A 14,245-nucleotide genomic window follows, 5' to 3' on the forward strand; every position below is an offset into this window, starting at 1 on the left:
TTTATTCTGCAAAAGTTGAAGTTAATAAAAATCTAAGTATTGAGAAGTAAGCAATTAATTAACTTTTTGAAGTCATCATTATTTTTAATCTAATCTCCCTTTATTGTATAATTTTAGGTATATTTGTTATTTTTAAAAATTGTAGAAGGATGGTGGTTTAAAATGTCATTAAAAGAAGAGATCAACAAGAAAGCAAAGGAAATACAAGCGGATGGGTATCCAATGTCAATTGGAGAATTAATAAATATGTATAAAGATGAAGAACTTGTTATTAATCCAGAGTTCCAACGGTTTTTCAGGTGGACCGATTTGCAAAAAACTAAACTAATAGAGTCAATCCTTTTAGGTATTCCTATTCCTCCGATTTTTGTTTCTCAACGTGATGATGGAGTATGGGATGTTATTGACGGATTACAAAGGTTGTCTACCATAATGGAATTTGTTGGAGAGTTAAAAGTGCATCCTGGAAGAGAAAAAGGGCCATTGAAGTTATTTGGAACAAAGTTCTTGCCTTCTCTTGGGAATAAGGTATGGCTTGATACTGCTAGTCCTGATAATTCATTTACTTCAGAACAGAGAATAGATTTTAAAAGATCTAAGCTTGATATTAAAATAATAAAGAAAGCCAGCGATAAAGATGCCAAGTATGAGCTTTTTCAAAGGATTAATACAGGCGGTACTAAACTAGAGCCTCAAGAGGTCCGAAATTGTTTGCTTATTATGGTTGATAGGGATTTTTACTTGTGGGCAGCAAAATTGAAGGAAAATCAAAATTTTCAAAATTGTATTCCACTGACTGAAAAACAATATTTAGAGCAATATGATATGGAAATTTTTATGAGGTATTTGGTTTGTCGTCATGCAAACTTTGAGGATATTAAAGGATCAGAGGATATGGCGGATTTCATAACTGATGAAGTTATTAGGTTAATCGAAAACAAGGTTATAAATTATGAAGAAGAAGAACAGGTATTCACTAAAACTTTTCACTATCTAGACAACATTCTTTCAGAAGATAGTTTCAGAAAATATGATCATGATAAGGGAAAGTTCAGAGGAGCTTTTTCATTAGCATCTTTTGAAACGATTATTGCTGGACTAAGTGAAAATATTGATAATATATCCGCTAAAGATTCCGATGAGATTGCTACAATTATAAAAAATATTTATAGTTCAGGTCCATTTTTATCGATAATTTCTGCTAGTAGCCGCCCTATTATTAGGATAAAAGAATTAACTAGTTTAGGAAGGAATATCTTTGGACAATGAGTACAGAGCATTTGGAAAGACTCCAAGATAAACTTGATAAAAATTTAGCTTGGAGAAAAAGAGAACTAACAACTTTAAAGTCAAATATAGATGTTTCAGAAGGTACAGTGCTTAATACATTCATTAGAGTTGGAATAACCATTTTATATTCACATTGGGAAGGATTTATTAAAACAGGTGCAAGGGAATATTTAAATTATTTAAACTTTCAAGAGATAGAGTGTCAGGATATGACGGATAATTTTATTACTTTATTCTTCAAATCTACTATTGTTGATGCAAGGGAATCAAATAAATCCATAGCACATCATAGAGTTACTCAGTCTCTTTTTAACCACTCGGGAAAAATATTTAAAGTAGATGTTATGAAGAAACTAATTGTGGATACAGAGGCAAATTTAAATTATAAGGTTTTAGAAGATATTCTTTTTAGTCTGGGGTTTGACAAAACAAAGTACGAATTAAAAAAAAATTATATAAAAGATATGATGGTAGATGATAGAAATAAAATCGCACATGGTGAATATTTAGAATTGGTAGATAATAGATTGCAGGATGCTGATAAAAAAGCTAAGGACCAATTCGAAACCCTTTATAAAGAAATTCTTGATTTAATAGAACACTTCAAAGAACAAATCATGGATGCGGCATCTCATAAACTTTATTTGAAACCACCTTCTGTAGTAGAGTGAAATTTAAAAATGTTAAGTTGTAAAACGTGCCTGAGATTGAACTAGCAATTATAAGTTTGTATTTAACATAATTGCAGAGTTGGATTAAATAAATCTAAAGAGAAACGATAAGCAGTTCACCCTGCTTATCGTATTTTTTTGTCCGAATTAGTCAATTTCACCCTAAGAATTCCTATCTGATTGTTCACAAAACCGCCATAATTTTCCCTATCCCACCCTGTCCTATCCACCCCTTCATCTATATATAAAGTGTGAAAAGGTAGTGCATTAGCATTACAATTAAATCGGCGGTTATTGAGAGTTCTGGGGAGTATTCAAAGTTTGGTTCGTTGAAGGAGTTTAACAATCATTTTGAGATGTGGATGGCGGATAAGAAGCGTTTTTTCAGTAAGGGTGAGTTGATGAGTGGGTTAACCGGCAGACTCGTTTTGCTGCGAAGGTACCTGGGGTGGCCAATACCAAGATTGGAACGGTCCTTAAGCCGATTTGAAAGGAGTTTGTCTATGAAACTGCGCGCAAGAACGGATTTCAGTCTAGTAATCTGTATGTATTCAATCGTTTCCCAATGAATGAACTCCCGGATGGCGATCAATTGAGCCACCAGTATAAAACTATCATTCCTTCTGAAACTAACATAAAAAGGAATAATAAACTTAAAGAAAAGGCAGCTGAAAAGCAATCATCCATAATCACAGAGGTGAAACCCATTGCTAAACAAGTACAGGAGGATAATCTTTTTCTTGTAAAATACTTTTACCCGCCTGTTTTTAATTCCTGAACCAGAAGTGGTTGAGAATATTATAAGAAGGAGAGTATTAAATATTACAAACTCCAGGACGAATTGCTAAAAGTTGTGATGAAAATGGTTGCTACTACTGAAATATGGTCACAAATAAAGATACTATTTCTAATCTTCTTAGTATTAAGAAGGTTTTTTGCTGTTAAGGTAGCTCTGTAATATAATAAAAATATGAAAATATTGTAAAAAGGAGTGATTCGGAATGAATAAGGAAAAGATTCGATTTGTTATTTTAAGAGAAACGGAAAATGGGACTCTGTTTAAGAATGTCAGCGGAAACAATTTTAACGAGCTGGAGTTAGGATTTAGCTGGGAAGAGTTTGTAAATCAGGTAGGATTCCTGGTTAGAGAAGGCTATTTAACACGGCCATTGTATGCTGACAATACGATTTATTACTACCACTCCACGCTTACTGAAAAGGGAGAAAATTACTTACAGGAGAATCAATGGTACTCTAAAGCCTATCGAACCGCTAAAGAGATTAAAGGTTGGCTTTCATTATGAGTAAAAAAACAGGGCAATGAAAGACATAGACATGGACAAGGGGACGGTTCTCGTGGCTATCAAAAAGTGAAATTATGTAAATGTTAGAGGCAGTAAGAACCGTCCCTCTGTCTCAAAATTGAGGGGGCTTTTTTTTGGAAAATAATATTACTTTGAAAACGATTAATGAATTATTGGACTCTGCTGCGTTCTTTATACCTTCATATCAGCGTGGATATCGCTGGGACAGGCAGCAGGTTTTAAACTTATTGGATGATGTTTACGATTTTATGATAAATAGAGAAAAAAATAGTTCATCTGAATTTTATTGTCTTCAGCCAGTGGTTGTTAGAAAGATTCAAGAAGCGGAAGGAACGGTACCGCTCTATGAAGTAATAGATGGCCAGCAGCGATTGACGACAATTGCATTGATTTTGACCTATTTAAATGAAGATCCTTATCAACTTACATATGAAACCCGCCTAAATAGCAATGAATATATTTGGAACATCCGTGAAGATATTGATAAAGAGAATCATGATAAAAACATCGATTTTTATTTTTTTAAACAAGCATTTCTTACTATTGAAGAATGGTTCCAACGGCCAAGGGAAAACCGACGTACTTTAAAGCAAAAATTTTCTATTGCATTGGGAGAGGAGGTAAAAGTCATCTGGTACGAGGTTGCCGCTGACATAGAAGTCCGTGAAGTTTTCAGCCGGCTAAATATCGGGAAGATTCCATTGACAAATGCTGAATTAATTAAAGCATTGATCTTATCCAAGACTCCGGAAAAACAAAAGTTTGAACTTGCTAACGAATGGGATCAGATTGAGCGAAGCCTTAGGGAGGATAAACTATGGTATTTTATCCAGCCATTAAAAGCCTATACCAACCGTATAGAATTTTTATTTGATCTCTATACAGAGAATGTTTCTAGCAGACATCATGATCCATTTTATACTTTTTACGAAATACAAAAGGAAGAAGATTTTCAAGCACTTTGGTTAGAAATTAAATCATATCTTGCCAGATTCAAAGAGTGGTTTGAGGACCGGGAACTTTATCATTTACTGGGGTATTTAACACAGTATAAATCGGTTGCAAATTATATGAGTTTATATGACAGCGATTCTATTCTTGAAAAAGAAGATTTCCGCCGTGCATTAAGGAAAGAGATAAGGTCTGAAATAAAGAATATCAGCCTGGCTGAGTTAAGCTATGGTGACCGGGATAAAGGGAAAATTAAAAAAGTATTATTGCTATTTAATATCCTGACAACTTTAAAGCAAAAAAACGATGAGGCCAGATTTCCATATGACCGGTATGTTAAAGAACATTGGAGTATCGAACACATACATGCCCAGAATGCAGAAGGGCTTAATACAAAAGAACAATGGCAGGCATGGATTAAAGATACGATTTATACACTAATCGAACTCAACCAAATGAATGAGCAGCCAGAATATAGTGAATTAATTACAGCGCTTAAAGATGGTATTGATGACAAGAATTTTAATAAAGACAAATTCACAGAGTTATTTAACAAAACATTGGAAGTGACTGAAGACCACTTTGGTTCTGATGTGCATGTATTGGAAAACCTCGTTTTATTGGATAGAGGGACCAATAGCGCGCTTAGTAACCATTTTTATCCAGTTAAATATAGAAGGTTAAAGGAGTACGACAAGGAAGGAAGTTTTATACCAATTTGCACCCGGAATACTTTTATGAAGTATTACAGTAAAAAGGTGGATCATTTCCAATTTTGGTCAGACCAGGACCGTAATGATTATCTGGCAGCAATAGAAGAAACATTGGCAAACTTTTAAAAAGGGAGGCAATTATGTTAACATTTTGGGATTTAATAAATGATTATCAAATCAAAATACCCATCATCCAGCGTGATTACGCACAGGGTCGCACTGACGCTAAATCTTCGGACATTCGCGATCTGCTGCTGGAGCATTTAAAAGAGGCACTGAATGAAACTAGATATGTCGACTTTGATTTTATTTATGGAACAGTTAATGGTGTTGAAAATGAAAAAGTGCTTATTCCTCTTGATGGCCAACAGCGATTAACGACATTATTTCTTTTGCATTGGTATTTTAATGTTAAGGAAGAGGCGGATTTGCAAGAGACGTTATCGAATTTCTCTTATGAAACTCGGATAAGCGCCCGGGATTTTACAAGATCCCTTGTGAAAGAGTGGATTGGCTTTGAAGACATTGAAAATGAAGTATTATCCAAAATTATAATTGAAAAAAAGTGGTTTCATTATCATTGGCTGCAAGATCCTACAGTACAGGCGATGTTGGTTATGCTTGATTCCATTCATGAAAGGTTTAAAAATCTTGAAAGAGAGATAATCCCGCTCCTGACAAGCGAGGATTCTCCTATTACATTTCAATTTCTGGAGCTAAAGGAGTTTGGCATGGGAGATGAACTTTATATTAAAATGAATGCTCGTGGCAAGCCACTGTCTACATTTGAAAACTTTAAAGCGCAATTCGAACAAATACTCGAACAAGCGGGTTTCAAAGATAGAAGCAAGGACTTTTCCTTTATGCTGGATAAAGAATGGACAGATTTGCTATGGGAATACAGGAGTACTAGCCATACAATTGATGAAGCCTTTGTTGAGCTATTCAGTTTCCTTACAACTTCTCTTGCGATTAAGGATTCATCATTCCGAAATCCGCACATTTTCTCTGAGCCATTTGTTAAGCAATCAGAATTAAAATCCATCTATCAAAAGGAAGTCAATATTGAGTTTCTTTTTGAATCGTTATCATTATGGAGCAGCCGTGATGAAATACATAAAGAATTCAAAGAAATAGCAGAAAAAATCTCTTTGTTCACCCCCCGCCATCAATTGCTTGATGCATGTATTAACGGTGAATTAAGCTTGCCGGAAAGAATCTATTTGTATATTATTTTTCAGAAAAAGTTACATGGCCAAGAAGCAGATATACCTGCAACCCTGCGAATCATTAGGAACCTAGTTCAAAGGGTACGGCAGGTGAATAACGGCCAATTTAACAGTAACCTGCGTTTTGATACCCTTGGACCGATTTTCAGGACTATTGATAAACTGATTGAAACAAACCTGCCAGCTTATGAAGCGATCCTCTCATTTAAAAGCGTTGAAGGTTTTACCGACACTAGCTGGGAGCAAGAGAAAGAAAAAGCTCAATTCATAAAAGAAAATCCTCAGCTAAAGGATTCGTTATTTGAATTAGAAGATCTTCCTTTGTTCAAGGGTGCCATTCATCAATTATTACCTATTTTTAAACAGTATCCATATGAAACATTAATGTTTACAAAAGCATTGCTCCAGTTGCCGGATGAATTAGTTTCGCGTGCGATGTTAACGATTGATGATTATTCTATCCAGTTAGGCTGGAGTAATTTAGGGCCAAGGTATGTATTCGGAGGCAGTTATTATCGAGAGTTTATTTGGACAAATAACAATGATTTGACTGAGTTGTTTTCGACTTTATATACATTACTCATTGAATCGCCACTTAAGTCTGTTGAAGAAAAACTAATTCATGTCATTGAACATAATAATGAATGGGATCCAACATCTTGGGCATATTACTTTGTTAAATATCCAGCCATGCTTAAAGGAAGAAAATTATTGTATGTCTATGAAGATGAAGAGAAGTATGCTATTGAACGTTTAACAGGTGCGAATCTACAAGCAGATCATATTAACCCTTTTTATGAAGCTGTAATTAATGAGATCGATGATACAGACATTTGTTCTTATGGGTCTTCTTCAGTACGCTTAAGTGAAAAGAGTAGATTAAGAACTAAGTTTGGGATTGAGTTCGATATTTCGGAGGGAAAGTGGACTTATAAGGGAAATGAGGAAATTGCTAAAGAATTGGATAAATACGTAGATACCATAAAGGAGACCGACCTTGTACAGCAAGGTGTATTGTTAGTACGTTATGCTTATGACCAATCTAAGGCTTTAAAAGTGGCTCAGTAGGATTTAATACGAGATAACATAAATCCCAATAACTAATTAAATTGGAGGAACATATGGACTATATATATATCGATGAAAAAGGGCCACAAGAAACAATTAGGATGACGGCTCCCTATGATGAAGAAAAGAAAATTAAGTTAGGAAATGATAACATGTTTGTTTATGTTGCTAACTTAATCAAGATAAAAGAGGAATGTCTCCATGAAATTGAAGAGAAATATGAAATCCTAGAAAGAGATTACATGTCTTCTAGAAATTTTCTTGACAATAAAAAAGAATTAAAAGGAAAAGACATTTTGGGCAAGAATTTCAAGTATGGTATAGCAAGTCTTAAAGGTCGTGAACTAGATTTTTATAATGCCTTGTTTGACCTACTTCTTGAAAATCAAGTTGATAATTTATTATTGTCAATTAATAAAATTTCTCTCGTTGCAGACAATAGATTGTCAGATTGGATTCTTAAAATGGAAGAAAAAAGATTCATAGAATCGCCAAAGCTTTTAAAATATTCTATAGTAAAATATTTGGAAAGAGAAGCCAGTAAAAGTGTGATTCAATCTTTTTTTGATTCTAATAAGGGAAATAGAGAAGTTCTTACAGAAATTCAGAAAGACATGAAAGCATTCGTTGAAAAGAACCAGGATATCCAGAGAATGAAAGTCCAAATAAAGGATTACAAAAATATAATTCAAACAATAAAAAAAACAAAGCATTTTATTCAAGAAACTCCTTTTGCTGTAGTCTCATTTGATTGGAACAAGGTGTCATTTGACCTTGACTTGTGGATATCAGAAATGTCCCTTGCTAATAAAATTAATATACAGTCTTCAGAACTGATTCTTGATGAAGGGATACCCTCAGAACCGTTCAAGAAATTAAATTTTCCATTAATAAAAGAAAATGAAGATTCTGTTAATCATGTTGGACTTCGGATTTCTGATGTTTTGGTCGTAATTTCAGGAAAATATATTTCAAAATTAGCAACTGATGTCAAGTATGATAAAAATAATCCGGAAAAAAGGAAACTTTTATCTAAGGATTGGTTTCAATTAGATGAAGAGCAATTTGCTTTATTGAAAAAGATGACAAAATATTTTTTTTCTCATGATTCAACCTATTGTTTTATAGTTGATACGTATTTTGATGATGCACTTTTATTTGAAACTTATCTTAGGTATATAAGTTCTTATGAAACTTTTAATGATTTTAAGGGACATATAGAAGCACATGTAGACCAACATTTTGAATATTTAGCCGGGAAATTCAGGTCCAAATATGAACTGGCATTAGAAAATGATATAGTAGCGAAAAAGATATATGGGAGTACGCTTTCTGGCATTAAGGCTGGAATTGTTCGTCCTATATGAAAAAACTAGTACCAAAGGTATTGAATAATGTAAAAGAGTTTTTGTAGTTGCCAACAAGGCATTGAAAATAATTTTCAATGCCTTGTTTTTTTGCCTCTTAAATAACTACGGTGAACCGTACCGTAAGTAAGCGCAAATCCAACATTTGAACTGTTCCATTAACTGTCCACAAAACCGCCACAAACCACCGCTTCCCACCCTGTCCTTTCCACTCTTTCATCCATATATAAAGGGTGAAAGGGTGGTGCATTAGCATGACAATTAAATCGGCGGTTATTGAGAGTTTTGCGGAGTATTCACAGTTTGGTTCGTTGAAGGAGTTTAACAATCATTTTGAAATGTGGATGGCGGATAAGAAGCGTTTTTTCAGTAAGGGTGAGTTGATTGGGTTGAAGAGGCTGGCTCGTTTTGCTGCGAAGGTTCCTGGGGTAGCGAATGCCAAGATAGGGATGGAACTGAAGGCGATTTATGAGGAGTATGGGGAGATGGGAATTTCCCGTTCTACTTTTAAAAGGATGATTCTGAAGGCTAGTAATATTGGTATTTTTACTGTATATGAAACTGCGCGCAAAAACGGCTCACAGTCTAGCAACCTGTACGTATTCAATCGTTTCCCGATGAATGAACTACCGGATGGCGATCAATTGAGCCACCAATATAAAACTATCATTCCTTCTGAAACTAACATAAAAAATAAAAATAAACGTGAAGAAAAGGCAGCTGAAGAACAATCATCCGAAATCATAGAGGTAAAACTTGATACTGAAAAAGGACCGGAAGACCATCTATTTGTCAGTGACCGAGTTCCAAGTGATTTCGTCAATCTTGTGAAATACTTTTTCCCAGCTGCAAAGTCGATCGAAGAATTCTGGCGGATGAGCATGGTCGCTGCCTACCGTCAAAACTATGAACAAGACACCGATCCTGTTGTCCCTGTCACTTGAATCCTTCAGACAGCTTGTCCGGAAGCTAAAGTCGAAGGTGGAAGTGAAGAATCCAATTGCTTATTTTACCGGGATTCTGAACAAGAAGTTTCAGGAGCATTATTTTGAGGAGCTTTATGATATGATTCCGGTTTGTTGAATTAAGCCAAGTTTTTTCGAGGGACAAGGGGTACGGTTTTCAATGCCTCGTAAAATGCTTTGAGACAGTAGACAAGGGGTACGGTTTTAGTGTCTTGAAAATTGTGAAATATGGAGATCTAGGGGGAGAACCTTCCCTGTGTCCCGTCAAACAATTGACCCGCGCTCTCCTCCCAAAGATATCCGCCAATGCCTATCCCGATTTTATTATCATTCATATACTGATAAAAATGGCTGGAGGTGAAAACATTTGAGTTATAGTTATTTAAAATGGTCTGAGTTACCGTACGCTGGAGAGGATTTACCTCCGTCTGATCCGGTTACACCTTTAGCCGGAAGATGGCCGTTAGCCTTTTTGAAAAGAGATGAAGATGGGCACTTTCTTGATTCCTTTGGACGGAGGTTGAAACTCCCATTAGGCATCCTCGGTTGATAAACTTTGAAAAAGAATTGGAGGCTGTACAACGGACACTCGAAAATTTAACTTCAACCCAGAAGCAAATAGCTGTCTATTACGGGACAGGAGTACCTACTAAACAATGGACTCCGGTTGCTGACCGCTTAATAGATACGTATGATGTTACTCCTACTCAAGCAGCTCGAATCCAGGCAGTATTGCATGGAGCTATCAATGATACAATGATTGTTGTATGGGATTTAAAGTATCGATGGAATGTGGCAAGACCGAATCAGTATGACCAGGAAATGGAAACCATTTTATGTACCCCGAGGTTTCCAACATATCCCTCTGGACATGCTGCAATGTCTGGTTGTGCGGAAGTCATCTTGAGTTATTACTTTCCAACTGAAAAAATGAAGCTGGAGAGAATTGCTGAGGAAGATGCAGCAAGCCGTTTATTTGCCGGCGTCCATTTCCCTTCTGACAACTCAGAAGGACTTGAATTAGGAAGATCAATCGGACATCAGATTGTAAAAAATTTAATTAGAGAACAAGACCATGACATGCGGGAAATTGATCAGCAGTACAGGGGAAATTTTGATGCTGATATTTTCGCCATAGATTATCAACAATTTATTCCTTTCGATTTCTCTTCAGACTGTACTTCCCTCATAAAGTCAGAACCCAAAAAGTTATTTAAAAATGTAAATGTTCCAAAGCCCCTAATAAAAAAACTGAGGTGAAGTATTTGAAGAAGCACAGGGACGTACCCCGAGATGTGACCCTATGCTTCTTGCTTTTTATTTTGCGACAAGGGATGGTTCCGGTGTCTCGTGAATTGTAAAAATCTAACTATGTAATCTCGGGCACAGTCTAAAATGAGCTTTGTCCCAATTCTTTTCTTAACTTATAGAGCATGGACTCAACGAAGATTAATTAGGGTTATTCTTTAACTATTGCGATTCCCGAATGAGACGTGAGAACCGTCCCTGTGTTGCTTCGTTACATTGATGCGGTGATTTTAGCAAAAGATAAATAGGATGTTAATCAGCATTTTTCTAAAGTTACCTAAATAGATTTAAATGTTTAAAACTTAATCCTAAATGGATACACAAGGAATGGAGGGATGAAGATGAAAATACTTATTATCGGTGGAGATGCAGCGGGTATGAGTGCTGCGATGCAAATGGTTCGAAACAGCTCTGGACATGAAATCACTGTGTTGGAAAAGGGAGGCGTGTATTCATACGGTCAATGTGGCCTGCCTTATGTGATCAGTGGGAAGATTGAGTCCACAGATCAGTTAATCGCGCGCACTCCGTCTACTTTTAAAGAAAAATATGGCATTGATGCACGGGTATTTCATGAAGTCCAGAAGGTAGACACAGAAAATAAAATGGTAAGTGGAATAAACCATAGTAATGGTGAGCCATTCAGCGTTCCATATGACCGCCTTCTGATTGCGACTGGTGTAAGCTCGGTCGTTCCAAAGTGGGAGGGTGTGACACTTCCAGGTATTTTCTCACTAAAAACCATCCCTGATGCAAAAGCAATCATGGATTATCTAGAAAGAGATATACATAATGTGACCGTAATTGGCGGCGGATATATCGGGCTTGAAATGGCCGAAAGTTTTGCGGAGCTCGGCAAGAAGGTAACGATTATTGAAAGAAATAAGCAATTAGCCAAAATATTTGATACAGACATGGCAGAACTGATTCATGAAGAAGCAGTAAAGCAAAACATTGTGTTAAAAATGGTTGAATCCGTGGAAGCATTCGGTGGAAGTGACCATGTGGAATCTGTGAAAACCGATAAGGGAGAGTATGAAACAGATTTGGTGCTAGTCGCTGTAGGTGTGAAGCCCAATACTTCCTTTTTAGAAGAAACAGGAATCAAAACCAGTGTAAATGGTGCGATCCAAGTTAATGCCTATATGCAAACCAGTATTGAGGATATCTACGCGGCAGGAGATTGTGCCACACAATATCACCGGGTAAAAGAGAAGGATGACCATGTTCCATTGGGAACACATGCCAATAAGCAAGGACAAATCGCCGGATTGAACATGGTTGATGTACATAAAACGTTTAAAGGAATTGTAGGCACATCCATTATTAAGTTTTTCGATTTAACTTTGGGGAGAACAGGGCTATCAGAAAAAGAGGCAAACATGCTGAACATCCCCTGTGGCTCTGTAACCATTACAGCAACTGATATCGCTGGTTATTATCCGGATGATAAAAAAATGAAATTGAAACTTGTCTATCATAAAGAGACACATAAGGTTCTTGGCGGGCAAATTATTGGGGAGAATGGCGTCGATAAACGAATCGATGTCCTAGCGACGGCCATATTTCATTCCATGACGACCGAAGAGCTGCTTGATTTAGATCTGGCGTATGCTCCCCCGTATAATGGTGTATGGGATCCAATTCAGCAGGCGGCTAGGAGAGTGGAGTAGGTGGGAATAGGATAAATGAATATTGTTACAAAATCGTTTTTCATCGATTTTGCCGACAGTGAACTCAAAAGCTGACTTTATTTTGATCAGGGGAAAGATATTTTTTCAACTCCTGAGCGAGATATAGGGACGGTCCTTAAAGCGAAAATAGGAAGACTTGGTCATACAGAAGAGGATAACGACGTGAGCGGCCATTGATCATTACTGAAAAGAATTGTGATCAACGCGGGAAGCATGGGGACGTATTCTGTGCTTCTTTTTTGCATGGGGGAAAAGGAGGAAAGCCAGGGAGAATATTCCCTGGCTCAATACGTAAATTCCTGAGACGGCAGAACCGTCCCTCTGTCGCGTTCTTGTACTATGCAATATAGTAAACCATAGAACTACTTAATTATTTTGAGAATCTCTTTTGAATGCTTTAACAAACCTAGTAAACCTAGTCCTTTTTTTGCATCTTTGGATAATTTCTTTTCGGCAATCTTTACTATTTTTTCTTCAGCATTAGAATAATTACCCGAATGAAAAATTGGCTGCGGGTCGTATTCTATTGCAAGTTGAATTGCTTTAGCTTCATCTTCTCCGACAATTTTATTCGCTAAAAATAGAGCCATATCTATACCTGCTGAAACACCAGCGGCAGTGATATATTTTCCTTGCTCAACAATTCTTTCTCTTGTGGGAATGGAACCGAAATCACTTAATAGATTAATTGGCTTCCAATGTGAAGTGGCTTTTAATCCTTCGAGTAAACCTGCTGAAGCAAGTAACATAGAACCAGAACATACAGATGTAGTCCATTTTGTCGTTTTATCAATTTCCTGAATCCACTTTAAGACATTCTCTTTTTTCATTTCCTCAATAAATCCTATCGTTGAACCTGGTATGACTAAAATATCCGCCTCTTTCATGTCCGTTATACTATGTTTCACATTAATATCAATAAAACCGGAATCAGCCTTTATTTCACCTATTCTTTCAGCAACAAAGTATATTTCGGCACCAGTCATATTCCTTAAAACCTCATATGGTCCAATAGCATCGAGCATTGTAATACCGTTGTACACATAAATGATTATTTTCATAATTCTCCTTATTAGCCATTCCTTTTTTAAATAATAGCTTTTTCCTTATTTTACAATAAAACCGAGACATTGGGACAGTTCTGATGTCATATGAATAGCTGAAATATGTACCGCCCACGTTTTTTTGGAGAATTGCCGGGAGATGCTACAGACAAAATAGTTGTTGTTGAGGCAAAGGTGGTTGGAGTGAAGGTGTTGTCGATGATTCAGCCCCGGGCGAGTCTGTTTGTCTTGCGCGAGGCTCAATATGAAACGAGGTCATGGGGTACGAAGTATCGTGGCTCTCTTGCAATCCATACCAGCAAAAAAGTCAATAAGGTGGTCTGCAGCCATGTGGCGGTCAAGTCGCTGCTTTTAAAGCATGGGTACAAGGCCGATGATCTTCCAGCTGGCGTCATCATTGCCACTTGCTATCTTGAAAATTGTTTGAGGGTGTGGAAAACCACGAGACATGGGCCGTGTTTGAGGATGGGAGAATCGTAACAGGCAATGACTTTTTCCCTCGGTGATTATAAAGTCGGAGGGTATGTCTGGGAAGTCAGGAATATGAAGATGCTGGACAGCTTCATACCGGCTAAAGGAAGGCTTGGGTTATGGGAGTAT

Annotated in this window: 12 protein-coding genes; 10 read left to right on the forward strand and 2 right to left on the reverse strand. The window is 36.6% G+C overall.

Translation table 11 applies throughout. The features are described from left to right. Positions 1–162 precede the first annotated feature (162 nt). Both DYI25_RS18520 and DYI25_RS18525 read left to right on the forward strand, forming a co-directional pair. The gene (locus DYI25_RS18520; protein WP_213371722.1) at positions 163–1,269 is read left to right on the forward strand and encodes a DUF262 domain-containing protein; all 1,107 of its coding nucleotides are present in this window, start codon (positions 163–165) and stop codon (positions 1,267–1,269) included. After that, positions 1,266–1,961, forward strand: a complete 696-nt coding sequence (locus tag DYI25_RS18525) for an MAE_28990/MAE_18760 family HEPN-like nuclease (RefSeq protein ID WP_213371724.1) — start codon at positions 1,266–1,268, stop codon at positions 1,959–1,961. Before DYI25_RS18520 ends, DYI25_RS18525 begins: the two co-directional genes overlap by 4 nt. 346 nt (positions 1,962–2,307) lie before the next feature. Here the strand turns inward: DYI25_RS18525 and DYI25_RS18530 are convergent, their stop codons facing one another. After that, positions 2,308–2,553: a hypothetical protein gene (locus tag DYI25_RS18530; RefSeq protein ID WP_213371726.1), complete on the reverse strand. Its 246-nt coding sequence runs from the start codon at positions 2,551–2,553 to the stop codon at positions 2,308–2,310. A gap of 409 nt (positions 2,554–2,962) precedes the next feature. Here DYI25_RS18530 and DYI25_RS18535 point away from each other — a divergent pair, with 409 nt between their 5' ends. The 7 genes from DYI25_RS18535 to DYI25_RS18565 all read left to right on the forward strand — a co-directional run bounded on the left by DYI25_RS18535 (position 2,963) and on the right by DYI25_RS18565 (position 12,560). Then, on the forward strand, positions 2,963–3,265 hold the full coding sequence (locus tag DYI25_RS18535; protein WP_213371728.1) for a YjcQ family protein: 303 nt from the start codon (positions 2,963–2,965) through the stop codon (positions 3,263–3,265). 134 nt (positions 3,266–3,399) lie between these two features. Next, complete coding sequence (locus DYI25_RS18540) at positions 3,400–5,076, forward strand: DUF262 domain-containing protein (RefSeq protein ID WP_213371730.1); 1,677 nt, start codon at positions 3,400–3,402, stop codon at positions 5,074–5,076. Positions 5,077–5,090: 14 nt separating this feature from the next. After that, positions 5,091–7,247 (forward strand): DUF262 domain-containing protein, encoded by a 2,157-nt coding sequence (locus DYI25_RS18545; protein ID WP_213371731.1) that lies wholly within the window; start codon positions 5,091–5,093, stop codon positions 7,245–7,247. 53 nt (positions 7,248–7,300) lie between these two features. Then, on the forward strand, positions 7,301–8,614 hold the full coding sequence (locus DYI25_RS18550) for a hypothetical protein (protein ID WP_213371732.1): 1,314 nt from the start codon (positions 7,301–7,303) through the stop codon (positions 8,612–8,614). Between the two features lie 254 nt (positions 8,615–8,868). Continuing rightward, positions 8,869–9,558 (forward strand): hypothetical protein, encoded by a 690-nt coding sequence (locus DYI25_RS18555; RefSeq protein ID WP_249745543.1) that lies wholly within the window; start codon positions 8,869–8,871, stop codon positions 9,556–9,558. A gap of 567 nt (positions 9,559–10,125) precedes the next feature. After that, positions 10,126–10,839: a vanadium-dependent haloperoxidase gene (locus DYI25_RS18560; protein WP_249745544.1), complete on the forward strand. Its 714-nt coding sequence runs from the start codon at positions 10,126–10,128 to the stop codon at positions 10,837–10,839. A 389-nt stretch (positions 10,840–11,228) separates the two neighbouring features. Then, complete coding sequence (locus tag DYI25_RS18565) at positions 11,229–12,560, forward strand: CoA-disulfide reductase (RefSeq protein ID WP_213371733.1); 1,332 nt, start codon at positions 11,229–11,231, stop codon at positions 12,558–12,560. A 383-nt stretch (positions 12,561–12,943) separates the two neighbouring features. Here DYI25_RS18565 and DYI25_RS18570 read toward each other — a convergent pair whose 3' ends face one another. After that, entirely contained in the window at positions 12,944–13,642 is a 699-nt protein-coding gene (locus tag DYI25_RS18570) for a DJ-1/PfpI family protein (RefSeq protein ID WP_213371734.1), read from the reverse strand. Between the two features lie 105 nt (positions 13,643–13,747). Here DYI25_RS18570 and DYI25_RS18575 point away from each other — a divergent pair, with 105 nt between their 5' ends. Next, positions 13,748–14,125, forward strand: a complete 378-nt coding sequence (locus DYI25_RS18575; protein ID WP_249745545.1) for a hypothetical protein — start codon at positions 13,748–13,750, stop codon at positions 14,123–14,125. Positions 14,126–14,245: the final 120 nt, after the last annotated feature.

This window comes from Mesobacillus boroniphilus, assembly GCF_018424685.1.
Classification (GTDB): Bacteria; Bacillota; Bacilli; order Bacillales; family Cytobacillaceae; genus Mesobacillus; species Mesobacillus boroniphilus_A.

Coding starts and splice junctions, on each gene's coding strand:
- DYI25_RS18520 (WP_213371722.1), top strand. CDS start 163: ATGTCATTAAAAGAAGAGATCAACAAGAAAGCAAAGGAAATACAAGCG.
- DYI25_RS18525 (WP_213371724.1), top strand. CDS start 1,266: ATGAGTACAGAGCATTTGGAAAGACTCCAAGATAAACTTGATAAAAAT.
- DYI25_RS18535 (WP_213371728.1), top strand. CDS start 2,963: ATGAATAAGGAAAAGATTCGATTTGTTATTTTAAGAGAAACGGAAAAT.
- DYI25_RS18545 (WP_213371731.1), top strand. CDS start 5,091: ATGTTAACATTTTGGGATTTAATAAATGATTATCAAATCAAAATACCC.
- DYI25_RS18550 (WP_213371732.1), top strand. CDS start 7,301: ATGGACTATATATATATCGATGAAAAAGGGCCACAAGAAACAATTAGG.
- DYI25_RS18555 (WP_249745543.1), top strand. CDS start 8,869: ATGACAATTAAATCGGCGGTTATTGAGAGTTTTGCGGAGTATTCACAG.
- DYI25_RS18565 (WP_213371733.1), top strand. CDS start 11,229: ATGAAAATACTTATTATCGGTGGAGATGCAGCGGGTATGAGTGCTGCG.
- DYI25_RS18570 (WP_213371734.1), bottom strand. CDS start 13,642: ATGAAAATAATCATTTATGTGTACAACGGTATTACAATGCTCGATGCT.
- DYI25_RS18575 (WP_249745545.1), top strand. CDS start 13,748: ATGTACCGCCCACGTTTTTTTGGAGAATTGCCGGGAGATGCTACAGAC.